This window comes from Streptomyces globosus (genome assembly GCF_003325375.1).
Lineage (GTDB): Bacteria > Actinomycetota > Actinomycetes > Streptomycetales > Streptomycetaceae > Streptomyces > Streptomyces globosus_A.
Map to the genome: position 1 here is coordinate 3,961,485 of NZ_CP030862.1, position 18,471 is coordinate 3,979,955.

The following is an 18,471-nucleotide window of genomic DNA, read 5'->3' on the forward strand; positions in this document are numbered from 1 at the left end:
GCTCCTGCCCGGCGGCGGCCCGCGCACACCAACGGCCCGGCCGGGGGCGGGGAGCCGGGAGGCGTGCTCCGTGCCACAGTGGAGTAGTCGAGGAGACGGCCAAGGGAAGCCTCATGGACGAGACGGACCGAACACTCGAACAGCTGCTCGCGGGGCTGACCGCCGTACGCGACGGCAACCTCGACACCCGTCTGCCCGAGGACGCGGGCGGGCTGCCGGGCAAGATCGCCGCCGTCTACAACGGGATGGTGGCGCAGCTGTCCCTCGTCACGACCGAGGTCACCCGGGTGGCCGAGGAGGTCGGCGGGCAGGGGCTGCTCGGCGGGCAGGCACGGGTGCCGCCGGTCGGCGGCGTGTGGCGGCAGCTGACGGCCGGTGTGAACAGCATGGCCGACAACCTGACGTCGCAGGTCCGCAACATCTCCCAGGTGGCGACGGCGGTCGCCCGCGGCGACCTCACGCAGAAGATCCGCGTCGACGCCCGCGGGGAGATCCTGGAGCTGAAGGAGACCATCAACACGATGGTCGAGCGCCTGTCCTCGTTCGCCGAGGAGGTCACGCGCGTGGCCCGCGAGGTCGGCACCGAGGGCAACCTGGGCGGGCAGGCCACCGTGCACGGCGTGTCGGGCACGTGGAAGGACCTCACGGACAACGTCAACTCGATGGCGAACAACCTGACGAACCAGGTCCGCAACATCGCGCAGGTCACGACGGCCGTCGCCCAGGGCGACCTCACCCGCAAGATCGACGTGGACGCGCGCGGCGAGATCCTGGAGCTCAAGACCACGATCAACACCATGGTGGACCAGCTGGGTTCGTTCGCCGCGGAGGTGACCCGCGTCGCCCGCGAGGTCGGCAGCGAGGGCCGGCTCGGTGGGCAGGCCGAGGTGGCGGACGTCTCCGGCACGTGGAAGCGGCTGACGGAGAACGTCAACGAGCTGGCGGGGAACCTGACCCGCCAGGTCCGCGCCATCGCCGAGGTCACCGGCGCGGTGGCGCGCGGCGATCTCACCCGGACCGTCGCCGTGGACGCGCCGGGCGAGGTCGGCGCGCTGCGCGACAACATCAACGCGATGGTCGAGTCGCTGCGCGCGACGACCCGCGCCAACGAGGAGAAGGACTGGCTGAAGACGAACCTGGCCCGTATCTCCAGCGGGATCCAGGGCCGCCGCAGCCCGGCCGAGGTCGCCGAGCTGGTCATGCGCGAGGTTCCCCGGCTGGTGAAGGCCCAGTACGGCGGCTTCTTCCTCGCGGAGGAGAGGCCCGACGGGACGGAGCTGGCGGCGATCGCCTCGTACGGGCTCCCCGACGGGCCTCAGCCGGGGGTGCGCCGCGTCCGGATGGGGCAGTCGCTGGTCGGGCAGGCCGCCGCCGACGGCCGCATGCTTCTCGTGGAGGACCTGCCGCCCGGGTACGCGCGGATCTCCAGCGGTACGGGGTCGGCCGACGCCTCGGTGCTGATCGTGCTGCCGATCGTGGTCGAGGGGCAGGTACTGGGCGCGCTCGAACTGGCCTCGGTGCACGCGTTCGCGCCCCTGCACCGGGACTTCCTGGAGCAGTTCACCGAGCTGCTCGGGGCGAACGTCGCCGCGCAGATCGCCAACGCCCGCACCGACGAGCTGCTGGAGCGCTCGCAGCAGCTGACGTCGGAACTCAGCGCCCGCCAGCAGGAGATCCAGGCACGGCAGCGGGAACTCCAGGACAGCAACGCCGAGTTGAAGGAGAAGGCGGCGCTGCTGGCCGACCGCAACCGGGACATCGAGCGCAAGAACCTCCAGATCGAGCAGGCCCGGCAGGAACTGGAGGAGCGAGCACAGCAGTTGGCGCGCGCCTCGCTGTACAAGTCGGAGTTCCTGGCGAACATGAGCCACGAGCTGCGCACCCCGCTGAACAGCCTGCTGATCCTGGCGCAGCTCCTGGCGCAGAACGCCGACGGGAACCTGACGGAGAAGCAGGTGGACTACGCGACGGTCATCCACTCCGCCGGCTCCGACCTGCTCCAGCTCATCAACGACATCCTGGACCTGTCGAAGGTCGAGGCGGGCCGCATGGACGTCCACCGCGAGCCGGTGTCGCTCCAGCGTGTGCTGGACTACGCGGAGGCGACGTTCCGGCCCGTCGCGGACGAGCGGAAGCTGGACTTCACCGTCAGTGCCGCGCCGCGGGCCGGGGCGGGGCTGGTCACCGACGAGGGCCGGCTGCGGCAGGTGCTGCGCAATCTCCTGGGGAACGCGCTGAAGTTCACCGAGCACGGCGAGGTGTCGCTGCGGGTCGAGCAGGCCGCGGAGTCGGAGGTCCCGCTGCCGCTGCGCGGTACCGGGCCGGTGCTGGCCTTCCGTGTGGCCGACACGGGGATCGGGATCCCCGCCGACCGGGTGGAGTCCGTCTTCGGAGCGTTCCAGCAGGGCGACCGGGGCACGGCGCGGGCATACGGGGGTACGGGGCTCGGGCTGTCCATCAGCCGGGAGGTGGCCCGGCTGCTCGGCGGCACGATCACGCTGCAGAGCAGCGTCGGCGTGGGCAGCACCTTCACCCTGTACCTGCCGGAGACGGCCGACCGGGCGGAGCAGCCGGCCCGGCCTGCGGCCGGGGACGCGGGCGGCTCCGCCGGCACCGCGGCGGCCGGCGGGCCGTCGGCCGAGACGGCCGGGGCGCCCGGAACGGCCCTGCCGGCGGCGGCGGACGCGCCCGGCACCGGGACCGTCCTCGTCGTCGACGACGACAGTCGGAACGTCTACGCCCTGACGGAGATCCTCAGGACCGCAGGCCACGAGGTCCTGACGGCCGACAACGGCGCGGCGGGGATCAGGCTGCTCGCCGCGCACCCGGAGGTCGACCTGGTGATCATGGATCTGATGATGGCGGGCATGGACGGCTACGCAGCCACCCGGGCGATCCGCGCGATGCCGGGCCGCAGGTCGCTCCCCGTCGTCGTGGTGACCGCGAAGGCCATGCCCGACGACCAGTCCGAGGCCATGGCCGCCGGCGCCTCGCACTACCTGACGAAACCGGTGGACCCCGACCAGCTCCTCGCCACGATCCGGAGATGGCTGGGGGCCGCCCGAACCTGACCGCCGTTCCCGGGCGCGGTTGCCGGAGGGACCCCCGGGCAGACGCACAGACACGGAGACGACACCACGATGCCCGCACATGGCAGCGACCGCGGTGCCGCCGACGGCGAGGGCGCAGGCCGCTCCGCCGCGCGGCGGGAGACCGCGCCACCGCCACCCGCAGGGAAGGCCCCTGATCCGCAATGAGCGTGCAGCGCAGCGGTCTGGCCTCGGCCGTCGCCGAACTGACGGCCGAGGTGTCCGCCCTGCACGCAGAGCGCGGGCGGCGCCGGCTGATCGACCTGGCCTCCGGGGTGCTCGCCGGGCAGCTGACCCTCTCCCCCGTCGAGGCGACCGAGCACCTCCTGCGCCTGGCCGCGTCGACGGGCCTGTCCGCGGTCGACCTGGCCGCCGACATCGTGAACGCGGCCGCCGGGACGCACGTCTCCGACGGGCCCGCCGAACCGGAGGAACGCACCACCGCCGAGGCCCGCCGCATCCGGCGCGGCATCGCCGCCACCGCGTCCTCGGACACCGCCACCGCGGCGGCGGCCGCCCTGTTGGAGAACGGCCTGCACCGGCTTGGCGTCGAGGCGGTGTACCTGTGGCGGCGCACTCCGACGGACTGCCTGGAACTGGCCGGGGAGGCCGGCGCCGACCCGCAGGAGGCCGCCCACTGGCACTGGATCCCGCCCGAGGCGGGCGGCCCGCTGCACCGGGTCCTCATCGGCGGGGAGGCCGAATGGCTGCCCTCGGGCCCCGGGCCCGACGAGCGGCTGCCCGGCGGGCGGCCCGACGCGGCGCGGGCGCTGCTGCCGCTGGTGCTGGACGGCCGCACGGTCGGCGTGGCGCTCGCCGTGTGGTCCGGCCGGGCGCCCCTGGACCCGGCCGTACGGGACAGCGTCACGGCACTGTGCGCGCCGGCCGCGCACCGCCTGGAGACGGCGGACACCGGGCAGGGGGTGCCGCCGCAGCTTGCCGCCCTGCTGGCGCAGCTGGACCATCCGGGGGTCGTGGTCTGCCCGTCGGCCGGGGAGGTGCCGCCGGCGGCCGGCGGCCTGCCCGCGCACACCGTGGACTACCTCAACCCGGCCGCGCTGCGGGAGTTGGGGTCCTTCCCGTCCGCCGCCGGCCGGCCGGCCGCGCAGCTGTACCCGTCCGTCCACGACGAGCTGGTGGGGCTGATCGCCCGGGCGAACGCGACGGGCGCTCCGCAGTACGCGCCCGCTCTGCCCGGTCTCCGGCCGGACGCCGCGCCGGAGGCGGAGTCCCCCCGGCCGGAGATGGCCGAGGTGCGGGTGCTCCCGCTCGGGGGCGGGCGCGCCGCGGTGCTGTGGCACCCGGGAAGCCCGCGCGGTGCGCCGCTCGCCCTGGCGCTGAACCGGCTCGACCGGCTGGCCGCGTTCGAGGACGACGCGTCCGGCGGGTCGGCCTGGGGCCCGGATGCGTACACGGTGTTCGGCCTCGACCCCGCCGGCCCGCCGCTTCCGCTGCGCTCCCTGGGCAAGCGGCTGCATCCCGAGGACACCGTCGTCCTGGACGGCCTGCTGGCCTCGATCACTGACGGGCACACCGGCGGCCAGTGCCTGGTGCGGGTCTACCGGCCCGACGGCGGGGTGCGGCACGTGCGGATCGCCGCCGAGCCGGTCCTGGCGGGCTCGTCACTCGTCGGCATCGCCGGCGTGTACCAGGACGTCTCGGTGCAGCACCACACGGAGCTGGCGCTCACCGCCACCTTCGAGCAGCTGTCGGCCGCCCAGGCCGAGGCCGTCCTCCGCGACCAGCTGGTGCTGCGGCTCCAGCAGGCGATCGTCCCGGAGGCACCGTCGCTGGAGACGCCGCCCGGGCTGCGGGTCGCGGCCCGCTACCGGCCGGCCGCCGTGGAGGACCGGGTCGGAGGCGACTGGTACGACGTGCACCCCCTGCCCGGAGGCCGCGTGCTGGTGACGGTCGGGGACATCGCGGGGCACGGGATCGGCGCCGCCACCGCGATGATCGCCCTGCGGGGCGCGCTGCACGGACTGGCGTTCACGGGCGCCCCTCCCGAGCAGCTGATGGGCTGGCTCAACGATGTCGCGCTCGGTACGCCGGGCCAGCCCACGGCGACCGCGGTGTGCGCCCTGTTCGACCCGGCGGACCGCACCCTGGCCTGGGCCGGGGCCGGGCATCCGCCGCCGCTGCTGCTGCGGAGCGGCCGCGCCCGGTTCCTCGACGGGTCGCAGAACGTGCTGCTCGGGGCGCTGCCGGGGGCCGCGTACGAGGGGCGGGCGACGCAGCTGGAGGCCGGGGACACGCTGCTGCTGTACACCGACGGCTTCATCGAGCGGCGGCACACGGGGCTGGACGAGAGCCTGGCCTCCCTCCAGGTGGCCGCGGAGCGGCTGCGTCCGGGCCTGGTGGAGGACCAGGCGGACCAGCTCATGGAGGCGGCCGAAGGGGACACGGAGGACGACACGAGCCTGGTGGTCGTTCAGGTGTCCTGACCCGCCGTCCGGCCGGCGCTCAGGCCCGTGTCGAGGTCGGGGTGGACGCGGAAGACGCCGTCGGCGCCGGTGAGGTGGAACATGCGGGCGACCTGCTGCGTGGGCCCTGCGAGTTCCATGGTCCCGCCCGCGGCGCGCGCGACGAGGCGGGCGCGGAGCAGGATGTTCAGGCCGGTCGAGTCGCAGAACCGCAGCCGGGACAGGTCGACCAGCAGGTGCGGGGCGCCGCCCGCCGCGGTCGGGGCGTTCAGCGCGGCCTGCAGGGCGTCGCGCAGTGGCTCGGCGGTGTCGTGGTCGAGTTCGCCGGCCAGCAGGAGGACGACCGTCCCGGTGTCCGGCCGGACTTCGACGGCGAGGGCGCCGCCGTCGCCGCGTGCACCTTCCCGACTTCCGGCCGGCGGCGTGACCATCGAAACCTCCCGGGGAAGTGCGGGCCCGAGCTTCGCCGTCCGCCTACCCCCGGCGGGCCGCAGCATGCACCGGGCGCGGCCCCGGTCGGCGCCGGGGGTGCAAGGGGCGGGGATACTGCGGGAGCACCGCATCGCACGCCTTCCCCTGTGAGGTCATCTTGAGCGGAAAAGCGCCCGTTTCCAGCCTCGACGGCTGGCGCCGGGACCGGTTCTCCCGGAACGGAACGGCCCGTGACGTGTACGAGCGGGGCGAGGGGCCCGGCGTCGTGCTGATGCCGGAGCTGCCCGGCATCACCCCGGAGGTCCTCGGGCTGGCCCGGCACCTCGCCGACAGCGGCTTCACCGTGGTGGTGCCGTCCCTGTTCGGGACGCCCGGCGCCGCACCGTCCGCGGCCCGGGCGGCGGCGGTCGTCGGTCGCGCCTGCGTCTCCCGCGAGTTCCGGGCCCTCGCCCTGAACGCCCGGCGGCCCCTCGCCGACTGGATACGCGCCCTGGCACGGGACCTCGCCGCACGGACGCCGGGACCCGGCGTGGGCGTGGTCGGCCTGTGCTTCACGGGCGGTTTCGCGCTCGCGGCGGCCGTGGACGGCTCGGTGCTCGCCGCGGTCGCCGGGCATCCGTCGCTGCCGCTGCCGCTGGGCGCCGCGCGCCGGGCCGATGCGGGGCTGTCGGAGGAGGAGCTGCGGGCGGTGGGCCGGCGCATGCGGGAGGACGGGCTGTGCGTCCTCGGGGCGCGGTTCACCGGGGACGGGCTGGTCCCCGGCGACCGTTTCGCGACGCTCCGGGCCCGGCTCGGCGACGCGTTCGAGTACATCGAGCTGGACTCCGGGCCGGGCAACGCGGCGGGCTTCGGCCGGAAGGCGCACTCGGTGCTGACGCGGGAGGTCCGGGAGGCGGAGGGGCATCCCGCGCTGGCCGCCCGGGAGCGGACCGTGGAGTTCCTGCGGCGGCGCCTGGCGCCGCCACGGGACCCGGGCAGCGGCTGACCCCGGCGCCGGCGCCCGGCGGATCCGGTCGGGCGGTCTGGGCCGGCCAGGTGTCGACGGCCGCCGCCCACACCTGGAACTCGGTGTCCCCGTCGCCGATCTGGGCGTACAGCTGCAGGACCAGGTGCCGGCCGTCGACCTCCCCGGTGGCGGACCACTCGCCGCCGCCGCTGCGCAGGCTGCTCCGCGCGCCGGGGAGGGGGTCGCCGAAGGCGGCGCGCAGGCGCTGTCCAGGGTGCGGGCGATCTCGTCGAAGCAGTCCTGGGTGCGGTCGAGGAGGAAGGGGTACTCCGCGAGCCACTCCGCGGCGAGCCACCGGGAGGCGAGCACGGCGAGGGCGCCGCCCCGGACGCGTTCCAGGTCGTGCGCGTCGAGGTCGGACAGGTCGTACGGGTCGTCGCCGCCGAAGATCAGCGAGCGGGGGGTGGAAGGGGCGGGCGGGCGCCGCCGGCAGCTGCCGGGCCGCCTCGGCGGTGTCGCCGTCCCAGGCGCCGTCTCGGTCGGTGCAGTGGCGGACGCTCCCGGAAAGCCGGGCCCGCGGAGGCTCGAACGTGCCGACGGCCGCGCTGCCGCTCCAGACGGCTGCGCCGGAGGCGTCGCGGAGGGTGGCCGTGCCGCCGTCGGCGGCCGCCTCGGTACGGCACACGTCGCGGCCCTCGCGGTCGACGCGGACCACCGCCCCGCCGGCCGTCACGAACGGGGCCAGGCCGTGGCCGCCGCCGAAGCCGGTGGTCCAGCCGTCGTCGTCGGTGACGGGTTCCGGGTGCGGCACGGGGGTGAACCGGCCGTCGGTGCACAGCACTCCCCGGTCCGGCCGCTCTTGACGAGGTGTGGTTCCTCGCCCCGGAGGGCGGGTTGCGGGTGCGGCGGCTGGTGGCCCGTCACGTCCGGCACGGCAGGGCCCCGGACCGGGCGCGGGAGTGGGTGGAGCGCTCGGACGAGGCGCACGCCCGGCTCGTCGCCCGTGGGCGCCGCCGTGCGGATCTCGTCGTGGAGTGAGGACAGGGCGGTGGGGCGCCGCGGGCAGCGGGGTCTGCCCCCGCGCACCTGGCGGGCCGCGGCCCGGCGGGCGTATCCGTAGAGGGCGGGGGAAACTCCCGCCGCGGGGCGTACGGGCGGAGGCGGGGCCGCTCGTACGCCCCGCGGCGGCGGGGCTCGGCCGGCGGGCAGAAGACCGCCGACGGGGCGCGGGGGGGGCCTGGTCGGCGGCCCGGGGTCAAGGGTTCCGGGCCCCGGACTGCGGGAACGGCGGCGGGGCCGGCGGCACGGGCGCGGGTACTGCCGCCGGTGCCTGGGCGGGGCCGGTCGCGCCTGCGGGTTCGGGGGCGGTGAGGGCGGCCAGGACGGCCCTTGCGTCGGCGGCCTCGGGGAGTGCGAGGGCGTCGAGGAGGCGTACGGCCTCGTCCAGGCGGGCGGCGGCCGCCTCCCGGTCGCCGGCGGCGGCCAGGGCGGTGCCGAGCAGGCGGAGGGCGCGCGCCTCGGCCGCCCGCCAGCCGACCCGCCGGGCGGCTTCCACGGCCCGCTCGCCGCACTCCGCCGCGTCCGGTGCGCGGTCCCCGGCGAGGAGGGCGGCGGTCTGCGACACCAGGTTCATCGCGGCGTAGACCGGATAGCCGTGGCGCAGGCCCAGTTCGGCGCTCTCCCGGTGCCGGGCCACGGCTTCCTCGGTGCGGCCGGCGTGCCGGGCGACGATGCCCTGGCTGTACAGGGCGTGCGCCTCGGCGTACCGGTCGCCGCGGGCGCGGGCCGCGTCGCGGGCCGCCCGGGCAGCGGCGTCCGCGTCGGCGGCGCGGCCGGACCGCAGGAGCGCGCCGACGCTGTTGGAGCGGGCGTGGCCGACGCCCCATCCGTTGCCGCACCGTGTGCCGGTGGCGACGGCCTCCCGGTAGAGCGCCTCGGCGGCCTCCCAGTCGGCCAGGGCCTGCCGGACGAGGGCCCGGGTGGTCAGGATCTCGGTGCGGACGATGTCGTCGCCGCAGGCCCGGGCGGCACAGTCGGCGTCCCGCAGGGCGCGGTCGGCCTCGTCGAGGCGGCCCAGCCGCATCAGCGCGGCCCCCAGCATGTGGCCGATGCGGCCCGCTGCCCGTACGTCGCCGCGGGCTTGCGCGGTGCCGAGGATGCCGCGGGCCGGTGAGACGAGCACGCCCCACAGGAAGGACCCGTCGAGGAGCGGGTCGAGGGCGAGGACCGTGTCGGCGGCGGGTCCGACGGCCTCCGGGACGGCTTCGACGGCCTGGACGGCCACGGCGAGGACGGAGGCGTGGTCGAAGGGGAGGCCCGCCGGGGCGGGAGCCGCCGCGGGCGGCCCGGCGGGGGCGGCGAGGGGGTGGCCGGGGCGTTCGGCGGCATAGGCGGCGCGGGCCCGTTCGCGGACGTGTACGAGGAGCCGCAGCAGGGCGGCCGCGCGGTCGGCGGGGGTGTCGTCCTCGCGGGAGCGGGCGGCGGCGAACTCCCGCAGCAGGTCGTGGAGGCGGTGGACGCCGGGGGCAGGGGATTCCAGCAGACCGAGCGCCGCGATCCGTTCGAGGTGCTCTTCCGCCTCGGCCTCGTCCGTCCCGGCGAGGGCGGCCGCTCCGGCGGTGTCGAGGGTGGCCGCGCGGGGCAGCGACAGGATCCGGAAGAGGCGGGCCTGTGCCGGGTCGAGGAGGTCGTAGCTGAGGCGGAAGCAGGCCTCGACGCCGTCCGCGTCGCCCTGCCCGCCGGCCCTGCCGAGGAGCGCGGGGCGGGCGCCGTCGAGGAGGCGCACGTAGTCGGCGAGCGCCCAGGCGGGGCGGGTCGCGAGCCGGGAGCCGGCCAGGCGGAGGGCGAGCGGCAGGGCGCCGCAGCGCCCGACGAGCGCGAGGGCGGCGTCGGGTTCGGCGGCGACGCGGGCCTCGCCGGCGATCCGGCCGAGCATGGCCAGGGCCTCTGCGTCCGGCAGCACGTCGAGGCGGATGCGCAGGGAGGCCGGGAGGCCGGGCAGGGTGTGGCGGCTGGTGACGAGGACGGCGCAGGTCGGCGAGCCGGGCAGGAGCGGTTCGACCTGTGCGGTGTCTCGGGCGTCGTCGAGGACGACCAGCACCCGCCGCCCGGCGAGCCTGCTGCGGTAGAGCCCGGCCCGCTCCTCGGCGTCGTCGGGGACGGCGGCGTCGGCGACGCCGAGGGCGCGCAGGAAGGAGGCCAGGACGGCTCCGGGTTCGGCCGGGTCCTCGCGTACGCCGCGCAGGTTGGCGTACAGCTGGCCGTCGGGGAAGTGGTCGCGCAGGCGCTGTGCGGCGTGCACGGCGAGGGTCGTCTTGCCGACGCCGCCGATCCCGCCGACGGCGGAGATCGCCACGCTGCGGAGGGCCGCAGCGGCGGCGGGGCCGGGGGCGAGTGCGTCGACGATGGCCTGCTCGACGCCGGTCCGCCCGGTGAAGTCGGCGGGAACGTACGGTAGTTGGGCGGGGGGCGGGGACGCGGTCCGGGTGCCGCCGGAGTCGGACGCGCCGGGGGGCGGGGCGGCGGTCCGGGGGGCCGGCCCCGGCGGCAGCCCGGCCGTCGGGTCGCCGCCGGTCCCGGAGGGGGCCGTACGGGCCCCGCCGCCGCGGCCGCTGCGTTCCCGGACGGTGTCGAGCAGGGCGCGGAGCCGGTCGTTGCGGGGGTGTTCCGCGCACAGCCCGGTGAGTTCGCCGGCCAGGCTCGCGTGCCGGCCGAGCAGCACGTCCAGCTCGATCCGCTCGACGAGCACCGACAGGCGCAGTTCGGCGAGGCGCTCGCGCTGGATGCGGGCCTGCGGCCCCGGCAGCCCGGCCAGCGGGGTCCCGTGCCACATGCCCAGGCCCTCGGCGAGCCCGTCGCGGGCGGCGGCCGGGTCCCCGCCGGCGGCCGCGCCGCGGGCCTCGGCGACGAGGTCCTCGAAGCGGCACAGGTCCAACTCTCCGTGGCCGAGGCGCAGGCGGTAGCCCTGCCCGTGGGTGGCGATCCGGTCGCCGAGGATCCGGCGCAGCCGGTACACGTACGAGCGGACGGTGCCGACGGCGGTGTGCGGCGGCGCCTCGCCCCACAGCCCGTCGACCAACTCCGCGGTGCCGACGACCGTGTTGTGCCGGCACAGCAGCATGGCGAGCACGGCGCGCTGCTGCGGCGGGCCGAGCGGGAGGGCGAGCGCGCCGTGGTGCGCCCGGACCGGTCCGAGCAGCGAGAAGGACACGGCGGGATCCGCGGCGGCGGAGGCGGCGGGCAGCGCTTCGTTCACCGGATGCACACCAACTCCCCGCGCGTACGACCCTTGCACCCAACAGGATGTACCGGCCATCCGGTACGGCAAGCCTACAACGGCCCGTACAGCACCCGAATCGGCCGCCCGCCGGCCGGATCGCGCCCGGCTGGTCCGGGGCGGGGCCCGCGACCTGCGAGGATCTGCCGTACCGGGGTGGGGGCCGGGGCCGTGGAGGGGTGGGGGCCGCGGGCCGGTGCGGCGGGGGCCGGGTGACCGAAGGACCGCAGGAGGGGGCCGTTGTGAGTGATCCGTTCGTGCTGCGCTTCTCGCTGCTCGGGCCGGTGCAGGCCGCCCGGGGCGGGGTGGACGTCCCGCTGGGCCCGCCGCAGCAGCGGCTGGTGCTGGCGATCCTGCTGGTGCGCAGACCGGGCGTGGCGGGTCTGGACGAGCTGATCGACGGCATCTGGGGTGAGGCGGGCCCGCGCACCGCCGCGGGCACGGTCCGCTCGTACGTGTACCGGCTGCGGCGGGTGCTCGGGCCCTGCCTGGTGACGGAGGGCGGCGGTTACGCGCTGGACGTGCCGGACGGTGCGGTCGACCTGGCCGACTTCGAGGCGGAGGCGGCCCGGGGGCGGGAGCTGGTGGCTGCGGGCGATCCGGACGCCGGGGCGCGGCTGCTGGAGGCGGCGCTCGCCCGGTGGCGCGGGGTGCCGCTGGCCGGGCTGCCGGGCCCGTTCGCCCGGATCCAGCGGGAGCGGCTGGCGGAGCTGCGGCTGTCGGTGCTGCTGGAGCGGGTGGAGGCGGACCTGGCGCGGGGGCTGCACGCCCGGCTGGTCCCGGAACTGGGCGCGCTGTGCGCGGAGTACCCGTTGAACGGGCGGTTGCGGACCCTGCGGGCCGAAACGTTGGCGCGGGCGGGCAGGGCGGACGAGGCCGGGGCGGCGCCGCCCGGGGAGGGCGGGCGGCCCGCCCGGGTGGAGGCGGGCAGGGTGGCAGCACCCTCCCGGCCGGCGCCGGCACGGGCGGAAGGCCCGGCCGCGGGGGCGGCCCGGGAGAGGCCCGCGGCGGACGGAGTCCTTGCGGGCACCCCAGCCCGGCCGACGGCGCCCGCTGCGGGGATCCTGCCTGCGGCGGAGGAGCCGGTTCGGTCCGATGCGGCGGGCACCGCGGCGGCGGTCGCCCCCGGACCCGGTACGGAGCACCCCGCGGCGGCCGCGCATGCCGGGCCGGCGCAGGCGCCGCAGACACGGCCCGCCGCGGCGCAGTCCGGCCTCCACCCCCCGGCGACGAGCACCGGCCGGCACCTCCGGGCGGCCGCTCCCCCGCTCCCCGCCCCCGCGCAGCTCCCGTACGTGGCAGTGGATTTCACGGGCCGTGAGACGGCCACCCGGCGTCTCGTCGAGGCCCTCACCCCGGCGTCCGGCGCCCCCGCCGCGGACGCCGGCGGCCCGCCGGCCGTGGTCGTCTCGGCGGTCGGCGGCATCGGGGGCGTCGGCAAGACCACGCTCGCGCTGCACGCCGCGCACCGCCTCAGGGCGCACTTCCGCGACGGGCAGCTGTACGCCAACCTCCGCGGTGTCCGCGAGGACCCTGCCGAGCCCGGCGCCGTCCTGGCGGCGTTCCTCCGCGCCCTCGGCGTCGCGGACTCGGCGATTCCGGAGGGTGTGGAGGAACGTGCCGGCCTCTACCGGTCCCGGGTCGCCGACAAGCGGATGCTGCTCGTCCTCGACGATGCCCGGGACGTCCGGCAGATCGAGCCGCTGCTGCCGGGCTCGTCCGCCTGCGCGGTCGTCGTGACCAGCCGGAGCACCCTGGCCGGCCTGCCCGCCGCACTCCGCCTGCGCCTGGACGTCCTGCCCGCCGGGGACGCCGTACGCCTGCTCGGCCGGATCGTCGGCCGGGAGCGGATCGAGGCGGAGCCCGCCGAGGCGGCCGCGCTGGCCGCGCTGTGCGGCGGGCTGCCGCTCGCGCTGCGCATCGCCGGGTCCCGGCTGGCGACCCGGCCGGGCTGGTCCCTGGCGGCGTTCCGGGACCTGTTGGAGGGGCGGCGGGCACCGTTCTCCGCCGAGGCGGGCGGGGAGGACGGGGTGGAGGCCTGCTTCCGCCTCAGCTACGAGCTGCTGGACGCGGCCGAGGCGCGGCTGTTCCGGCTGCTGGCGCTGCCCGAGCAGGAGGACGCGGACGTCGCGGACGCGGCCGCGCTGGCCGGCATCGACCCGGCGCATGCCGAGGAGCTGCTGGAGCGGATGACGGAGCTCGGGCTGCTGGAGTCGCCGGCCCCGCAGCGCTACCGCTTCCACGACCTCCTGCGCGCGTTCGCGCGGGCCCGCTCCGCGGAGGAGGACGGCCCCGGGGGCGGGGCGGAGGCGCTGGTCCGGCTGGTCGACCACCACCTGGCGTCGGCGCGCAACGCGTACGCCGTCGAACGCCCCGGCCACCCGGTGCCCGGCATGCTCCACCCGACCCGCTCGCCGGGCACCCGGATGCAGGTGCCGGGCGAGGCGCACCGCGTGTTCACGGGCCGGCACCAGTCCGTGCTGGCGGTGGCGGTGCAGACGGTACGGGCAGACCCGTCCGCCGTCGACCTGGTCGCCGACCTGGTCCTGGCCCTCGACCCCGTCCTGGACGGCACGTTCCTGTGGGCGGCGCTGATCGAGCCGGCCCGCGCCGTCCTCAAGGCCGCACGGGGGCAGGGCCGCCGTCGCGCGGCGGGCCGGCTCGGGTACATGCTCGGCGGAGGGCTGTACCAGCTCGGCCACACCGACGAGGCGGAGTCGGTGCTGGCCGCGGCCGCCGCCGATGCGCAGACCTCCGGCGACGAGGCGGTGCTGACCGAGATACGGACCTGCCAGGCGCTGGTGTGGTACGCGCGGGGCGACCTGGAGCGCGCGCTGGAACTGCACGGGCAGGCCGTCGCGGTCGGCGAGCGGTGCGGCAGCCGGTGGGGCGCGGAGAACGCCCGCGCCTGTTCGGCGCACACCCTCAGCAGCCTGGGCCGCCTCGCCGAGGCCGACGCGGCCGCACGCAGGAGCCTGGCCTCGGCGCGGGCGGACGGCGACGCCTACCGGCTGTCGTACACGCTGTACGTCCTCGGGGGCATCCTGCGGCAGTCGGGCCGCCCCGAGGAGGCGATCGCTTACCTGCGCGAAGGCGCCGCCCTGTCGGGGCAGGCCGGGTACGCCACGATCGAGCTGTTCTCCCGGTGGGAGGTGAGCTACTGCCACCTGGCCGCCGGCCGGCACCGCGAGGCGGTGGAGTCCGGGGAGCGGGTGGCGGAGGTGAGCCGCGAGAAGGGCTGGGCCCTGGCGGAGGCCCGCGCCCTGCAGGTCGTCGGGACGGCCCTCGCCGGGCTGGGTGACCGGGAGGGGGCGCGGGAGCGGCTGGAGCGCGCGGCCGGCATCTTCGACCGGCTGCGCCCGGCCGAGGCGGCGCAGGTCCGCGAACTCCTGGCCGGCCTGTAGCCCCGTCACCCCCTCTCCACGGGTGGGGAGTCGCGTCGCCCGGTCGCCCGCCGGGCGGGGAGCCGCGCACACCGCACCCCTCCGGTGTCCGTACGGGCACGCGCGGGCCGGGCGCCGGTCCTGCCGGGCGGGGCCGCCCGTGCACGGCGGCCGCGCCGGAACGGACCGCGCGGTCACCCATCGAACGTCGATGTGCTGTTGATCCGGCTCCTCCAGCCTGTCTGCGGCAGCACCCCCGTGGGAAGGAAGGGACACCCATGCCGGTTTCGACGAGCGACCGCATCACCGACCGCATCACCGTGACGATCCACGCCGAGGACCCCCTCGGGCGGGCAGGCGTCGTCAGCCACCTGCAACGCCAGCCCGCGGTGGAGATCGTCCCGCCGGTCCGCGACCGCGACGGCCGGACGGCGGCCGCGGACGTCGCCGTGATGCTGATGGACCGGGTGGACGACAGGGCCGCGGCGGAGCTGCGGCGCGTGCTGCGCGGCGGCGACCAGCGGGTCGTCCTGATCGCCCGCGAGCTGCGCGAACCGGAGCTGCTGACGGTCGTCGAGTACGGCGTACGGGCCATCCTGTGGCGGCACCAGGCCACGGAGGGCAGCCTGGCCAAGGCGGTCCGGCAGGCCGCGCACGGCGAGGGCGTCCTGCCGCCGGACCTGATCAGCCGGGTGCTCGGCCAGGTGGGGCGGCTGCGCCGCTCCGAGACGGCGTCGGTCTGCACGGGCAGCGCCTCGGCGCCGCTGTTCGGCATGGCACCGCGCGAGACGGACGTCCTGCGGCTGATCGCGGAGGGCCTCGACACCCGGCAGATATCGGACAAGCTCGCGTACTCCGAACGCACCGTCAAGAACATCCTGCACGGGCTGATGACCCGCCTGCAGCTCACCAACCGCGCCCACGCCGTGGCCTACGCACTCCGCGAGGGCTACATCTAGGGCTCCGCGCCGGCCGCACCGCACCTGCCGCACCACCGCACGCACCGCACCCGATGGCCGGATCCGGCCGGCTGCCCGACGGCCGGGGACCCGCCTGTACCGAGGACACCACTTCCCATGATCCATGAGATCGACGAAGCGCTGCGGCGCCTGCTGCGCCGCGGCGCCCTGCCCGAGGGGGCCGGCGACATCGCCCTGGAGGCCCCCACCCGGGAGTGGGCGGCGCGCCGCACCGCCCCGACCGTCAGCGCCTTCCTGTACGACATCCGCGAGGACGTCTCCCGGCGGGAGCGCGGGGCGTACGCGGAGCGCGACGCCCGGGGCGCCGTCGTGCAGCGGCGGCAGCCGGCCCGCTGGTTCCGGCTGTCCTACCTGCTGACCGCGTGGACGGCGCGGCCGGAGGACGAACACCGCATGCTGGCAGGCGTGTTGGCCGCGCTGCTGCCGTACGAGGCGCTGCCGCCCGAGGAGGTGCCGGAAGCGATAGCGGCGTACCGGTCGTCGATCCCGCTGTCGGTGGGGGTGCCGCCCTCCGAGGGGCGGTCCGCCGCGGACGTGTGGTCGGCGCTGGGCGGGGAGTTCAAGCCGTCGCTGGACGTCGTCATCGCCGTCCCGTTCCCGGTGACGCCCGTCTACCCGGTGGGGCCGCCGGTCACGGAGGGCGCGGTCGTCACGGTGCGCGGCAAGGACGGCCGGCCGGGCGGCTCCCGGCCGAGGATGCTGCGTACGCAGGCGCGGGGGCAGGCCCGGTGAGCGCGGCGGCGGGGATCCTGCTGGACCGGCTGGCGCGGCTGCGGCGGGAGGCGGCCGGGCTGGTCGCGGCCCGGGCCGCGGACGACCCCACGGCACACGACCCGCTGCGCGGGCTGTACGTGTCGTCGGAGTCGGCCCTGCGGGCCGCCGCGGACGGCCCGCACGCCCCGACGGCTGCGGCGGACGGGCCGGGGGATGCCCGCGCGGACACGGCTCCGGAGCCGGACGCCGGCGACGGTGCGGGCACGGGCGGGCCGGACGGGCCTGACCGGCTGGGCGGTCTCGTCCGCGCCTTCGGGCTGTCCGCGCTGGACCTGCGGATCCTGCTCGCGGCGGCGGCGCCCGACGTCGACCGCCGGTTCGAGCCGCTCTACGGCTACCTCAACGACGACGTCGGGCGGCGCCGGGCCTCGGTGGCGCTGGCTCTGGAGCTCGCGGGGACGGGTCCGCACATGCCGCGGGCGCGGTCCCGCTTCCACGCGGCGGCGCCGCTCCTGGCGGGCGGACTGCTCCTCCTGGAGGACGGGGAGCGGCCGCTCCCGGGGCGGGCGCTCCGCGTCCCGGAGCGGGTCGTGGCCCATCTGCTGGGCGACGACGGGCTCGACGCGGAGCTGTGTGCGGCGGGGGTGGTCCTGCTGGAGCCGTCCCGCGGGACGGCACCGGCGCGCGGGGCGGGCCCGGCCGAGGCGGAGGCGGAGGCGGAGGCGGAGGCCGACGCCGGGTCCGGGCCGGGCGGTGCAGGCTGTGCGACCGGTGCAGCCGCTTCGGGCCGGGCGGACCGGGCCGATCCGGCGGTCCTGCTGGCCCGGGCGGTTCGGCCCGTCACCGTCCATCTGCTCGACCGGCGGGGCGAGGGCGGCGCCGAGCGGGTCGTCGAGGCCCTGCGGGCGGCGGGGCGCACCGTACTGGTGCACCGGCCGCCGGCGGGCGCGGGGTCCGGGGACGGCGGTCCGGCGGGCGACGCCGCGCGGCTCGGGCCGCTGCTGCGGCGCGAGGCCCGGCTGCGCGGCCCGGGGACGGCGGTGGTCGTCGCGCCCGTCCCGGCGGAGCCGGGGCCGCTGATGCGGTCGGTCGCCGCGGCCGACACCACGACCGTGTTCGCGGGCCCGGATCCCTACGACCCGGACTGGGCTCCCGAGGTCCCCCTGATCCCCCTCGAAGGCGCCCGCCCGCACACCGCCGGGGCGCCGGGCGGGGCGCGCGACGAGGCCGCAGCCCTGCTCGGTGCCGGGCCGGCGGGGGCGCTGGCCGCGTACCGGCTGAGCGGCGTGCAGCTCGCCGAGGTGGCCCGTACTGCCCGGGGCCTCGCCGCACTGGAGGGCGCGGAGCTCGCCGAGCACCATGTCCGGCTCACCGCGCGCCGCCTGTCCGCCCCGCTGCTGGGGCGGCTGGCCCGGCGGGTGCGGCCGGCGGTCGGCTTCGCCGACCTGGTGCTGCCGTCCGAGGAGCAGGCCCGTGTCGCCGAGCTGGTGGCCCGCGCCCGGCACCGCGACGAGGTGCTGTCCGGTTGGCGCCTGCGCACCGGCGGCGGCCGCGGCCGCGGGGTGGTGGCCTTGTTCGCGGGGGTGTCGGGCACGGGCAAGACGCTCGCGGCGGAGGCGGTGGCGGGCGAACTCGGCCTCGACCTGTACGTGGTGGACCTGTCCTCGGTGGTCGACAAGTACGTCGGGGAGACGGAGAAGAACCTGGAGCGGATCTTCACCGAGGCGGACCGCACGGACGCGGTGCTGCTCTTCGACGAGGCGGACGCCGTGTTCGGGAAGCGGTCGGAGGTGCGCGGATCGCACGACCGGTATGCGAACCTCGAAAGCGCCTACCTGCTCCAGCGGTTGGAGAGCTTCGACGGGATCGCCGTGCTGACGACGAACCTCCGGGCGAACGTGGACGAGGCGTTCACGCGGCGGCTGGACCTGGTGGTGGACTTCCCGTTCCCGGACGCGGCGCTGCGCGCCGACCTGTGGCGCAGCGCGCTGGCCGGGGCGCCGACCGGGCCGGACGTGGCAGCGGAACTGGACTGCCTGGCAGCGGAGTTCGAGCTGGCCGGCGGTTCGATCCGGGCGGCGGCACTCACGGCCTGCTATGCGGCGCGCAGGCGGGGCTCGGGGCCGGTGACCGCCGGGGACGTCCGGGAGGGCGCCCGCCGCGAGTACCTCAAGGCGGGCCGCCTGATCCCCGGCACCGCGGCCCCCTGGCGGCCCTGAGCGGCACGC

Annotated in this window: 10 protein-coding genes; 8 read left to right on the forward strand and 2 right to left on the reverse strand. The window is 77.2% G+C overall.

The features are described from left to right. The first annotated feature begins 113 nt into the window (after nt 1–113). Both C0216_RS17420 and C0216_RS17425 read left to right on the forward strand, forming a co-directional pair. Nucleotides 114–3,071 (forward strand): HAMP domain-containing protein, encoded by a 2,958-nt coding sequence (locus tag C0216_RS17420; protein ID WP_246042595.1) that lies wholly within the window; start codon nt 114–116, stop codon nt 3,069–3,071. Nucleotides 3,072–3,253: 182 nt separating this feature from the next. Beyond that, a complete protein-coding gene (locus C0216_RS17425; protein WP_114056176.1) occupies nt 3,254–5,533 on the forward strand; it encodes a SpoIIE family protein phosphatase in 2,280 nt (759 codons plus the stop codon). On the opposite strand, the gene C0216_RS17430 is transcribed toward C0216_RS17425, so the two are convergent. Beyond that, nucleotides 5,521–5,943 (reverse strand): STAS domain-containing protein, encoded by a 423-nt coding sequence (locus C0216_RS17430; RefSeq protein ID WP_114056177.1) that lies wholly within the window; start codon nt 5,941–5,943, stop codon nt 5,521–5,523. The two genes, C0216_RS17425 and C0216_RS17430, sit on opposite strands and share 13 nt — an antisense overlap. Before the next feature lie 158 nt (nt 5,944–6,101). Here C0216_RS17430 and C0216_RS17435 point away from each other — a divergent pair, with 158 nt between their 5' ends. After that, the gene (locus C0216_RS17435) at nt 6,102–6,929 is read left to right on the forward strand and encodes a dienelactone hydrolase family protein (protein ID WP_114056178.1); all 828 of its coding nucleotides are present in this window, start codon (nt 6,102–6,104) and stop codon (nt 6,927–6,929) included. An 873-nt stretch (nt 6,930–7,802) separates the two neighbouring features. Next, the gene (locus C0216_RS35365; RefSeq protein ID WP_428985436.1) at nt 7,803–7,928 is read left to right on the forward strand and encodes a hypothetical protein; all 126 of its coding nucleotides are present in this window, start codon (nt 7,803–7,805) and stop codon (nt 7,926–7,928) included. 217 nt (nt 7,929–8,145) lie between these two features. Here C0216_RS35365 and C0216_RS17445 read toward each other — a convergent pair whose 3' ends face one another. Further along, on the reverse strand, nt 8,146–11,145 hold the full coding sequence (locus C0216_RS17445) for an AfsR/SARP family transcriptional regulator (RefSeq protein WP_162793250.1): 3,000 nt from the start codon (nt 11,143–11,145) through the stop codon (nt 8,146–8,148). Between the two features lie 263 nt (nt 11,146–11,408). On the opposite strand from C0216_RS17445, the gene C0216_RS33545 reads away from it, so the two are divergent. The 4 genes from C0216_RS33545 to C0216_RS17475 all read left to right on the forward strand — a co-directional run bounded on the left by C0216_RS33545 (nt 11,409) and on the right by C0216_RS17475 (nt 18,462). After that, nucleotides 11,409–14,570 (forward strand): AfsR/SARP family transcriptional regulator, encoded by a 3,162-nt coding sequence (locus C0216_RS33545; RefSeq protein WP_162793251.1) that lies wholly within the window; start codon nt 11,409–11,411, stop codon nt 14,568–14,570. Nucleotides 14,571–14,827: 257 nt separating this feature from the next. Continuing rightward, the gene (locus C0216_RS17465; RefSeq protein ID WP_114056180.1) at nt 14,828–15,508 is read left to right on the forward strand and encodes a helix-turn-helix transcriptional regulator; all 681 of its coding nucleotides are present in this window, start codon (nt 14,828–14,830) and stop codon (nt 15,506–15,508) included. A gap of 117 nt (nt 15,509–15,625) precedes the next feature. After that, complete coding sequence (locus C0216_RS17470) at nt 15,626–16,261, forward strand: DUF4255 domain-containing protein (protein WP_114056181.1); 636 nt, start codon at nt 15,626–15,628, stop codon at nt 16,259–16,261. Next, the gene (locus C0216_RS17475; protein WP_114056182.1) at nt 16,258–18,462 is read left to right on the forward strand and encodes an AAA family ATPase; all 2,205 of its coding nucleotides are present in this window, start codon (nt 16,258–16,260) and stop codon (nt 18,460–18,462) included. Before C0216_RS17470 ends, C0216_RS17475 begins: the two co-directional genes overlap by 4 nt. The last annotated feature ends 9 nt before the right edge of the window (nt 18,463–18,471 follow it).

Excerpts from the sequence above, each read along its gene's own strand:
- C0216_RS17420 (WP_246042595.1), top strand. The coding sequence starts at position 114 with ATGGACGAGACGGACCGAACACTCGAACAGCTGCTCGCGGGGCTGACC.
- C0216_RS17425 (WP_114056176.1), top strand. The coding sequence starts at position 3,254 with ATGAGCGTGCAGCGCAGCGGTCTGGCCTCGGCCGTCGCCGAACTGACG.
- C0216_RS17430 (WP_114056177.1), bottom strand. The coding sequence starts at position 5,943 with ATGGTCACGCCGCCGGCCGGAAGTCGGGAAGGTGCACGCGGCGACGGC.
- C0216_RS17465 (WP_114056180.1), top strand. The coding sequence starts at position 14,828 with ATGCCGGTTTCGACGAGCGACCGCATCACCGACCGCATCACCGTGACG.
- C0216_RS17470 (WP_114056181.1), top strand. The coding sequence starts at position 15,626 with ATGATCCATGAGATCGACGAAGCGCTGCGGCGCCTGCTGCGCCGCGGC.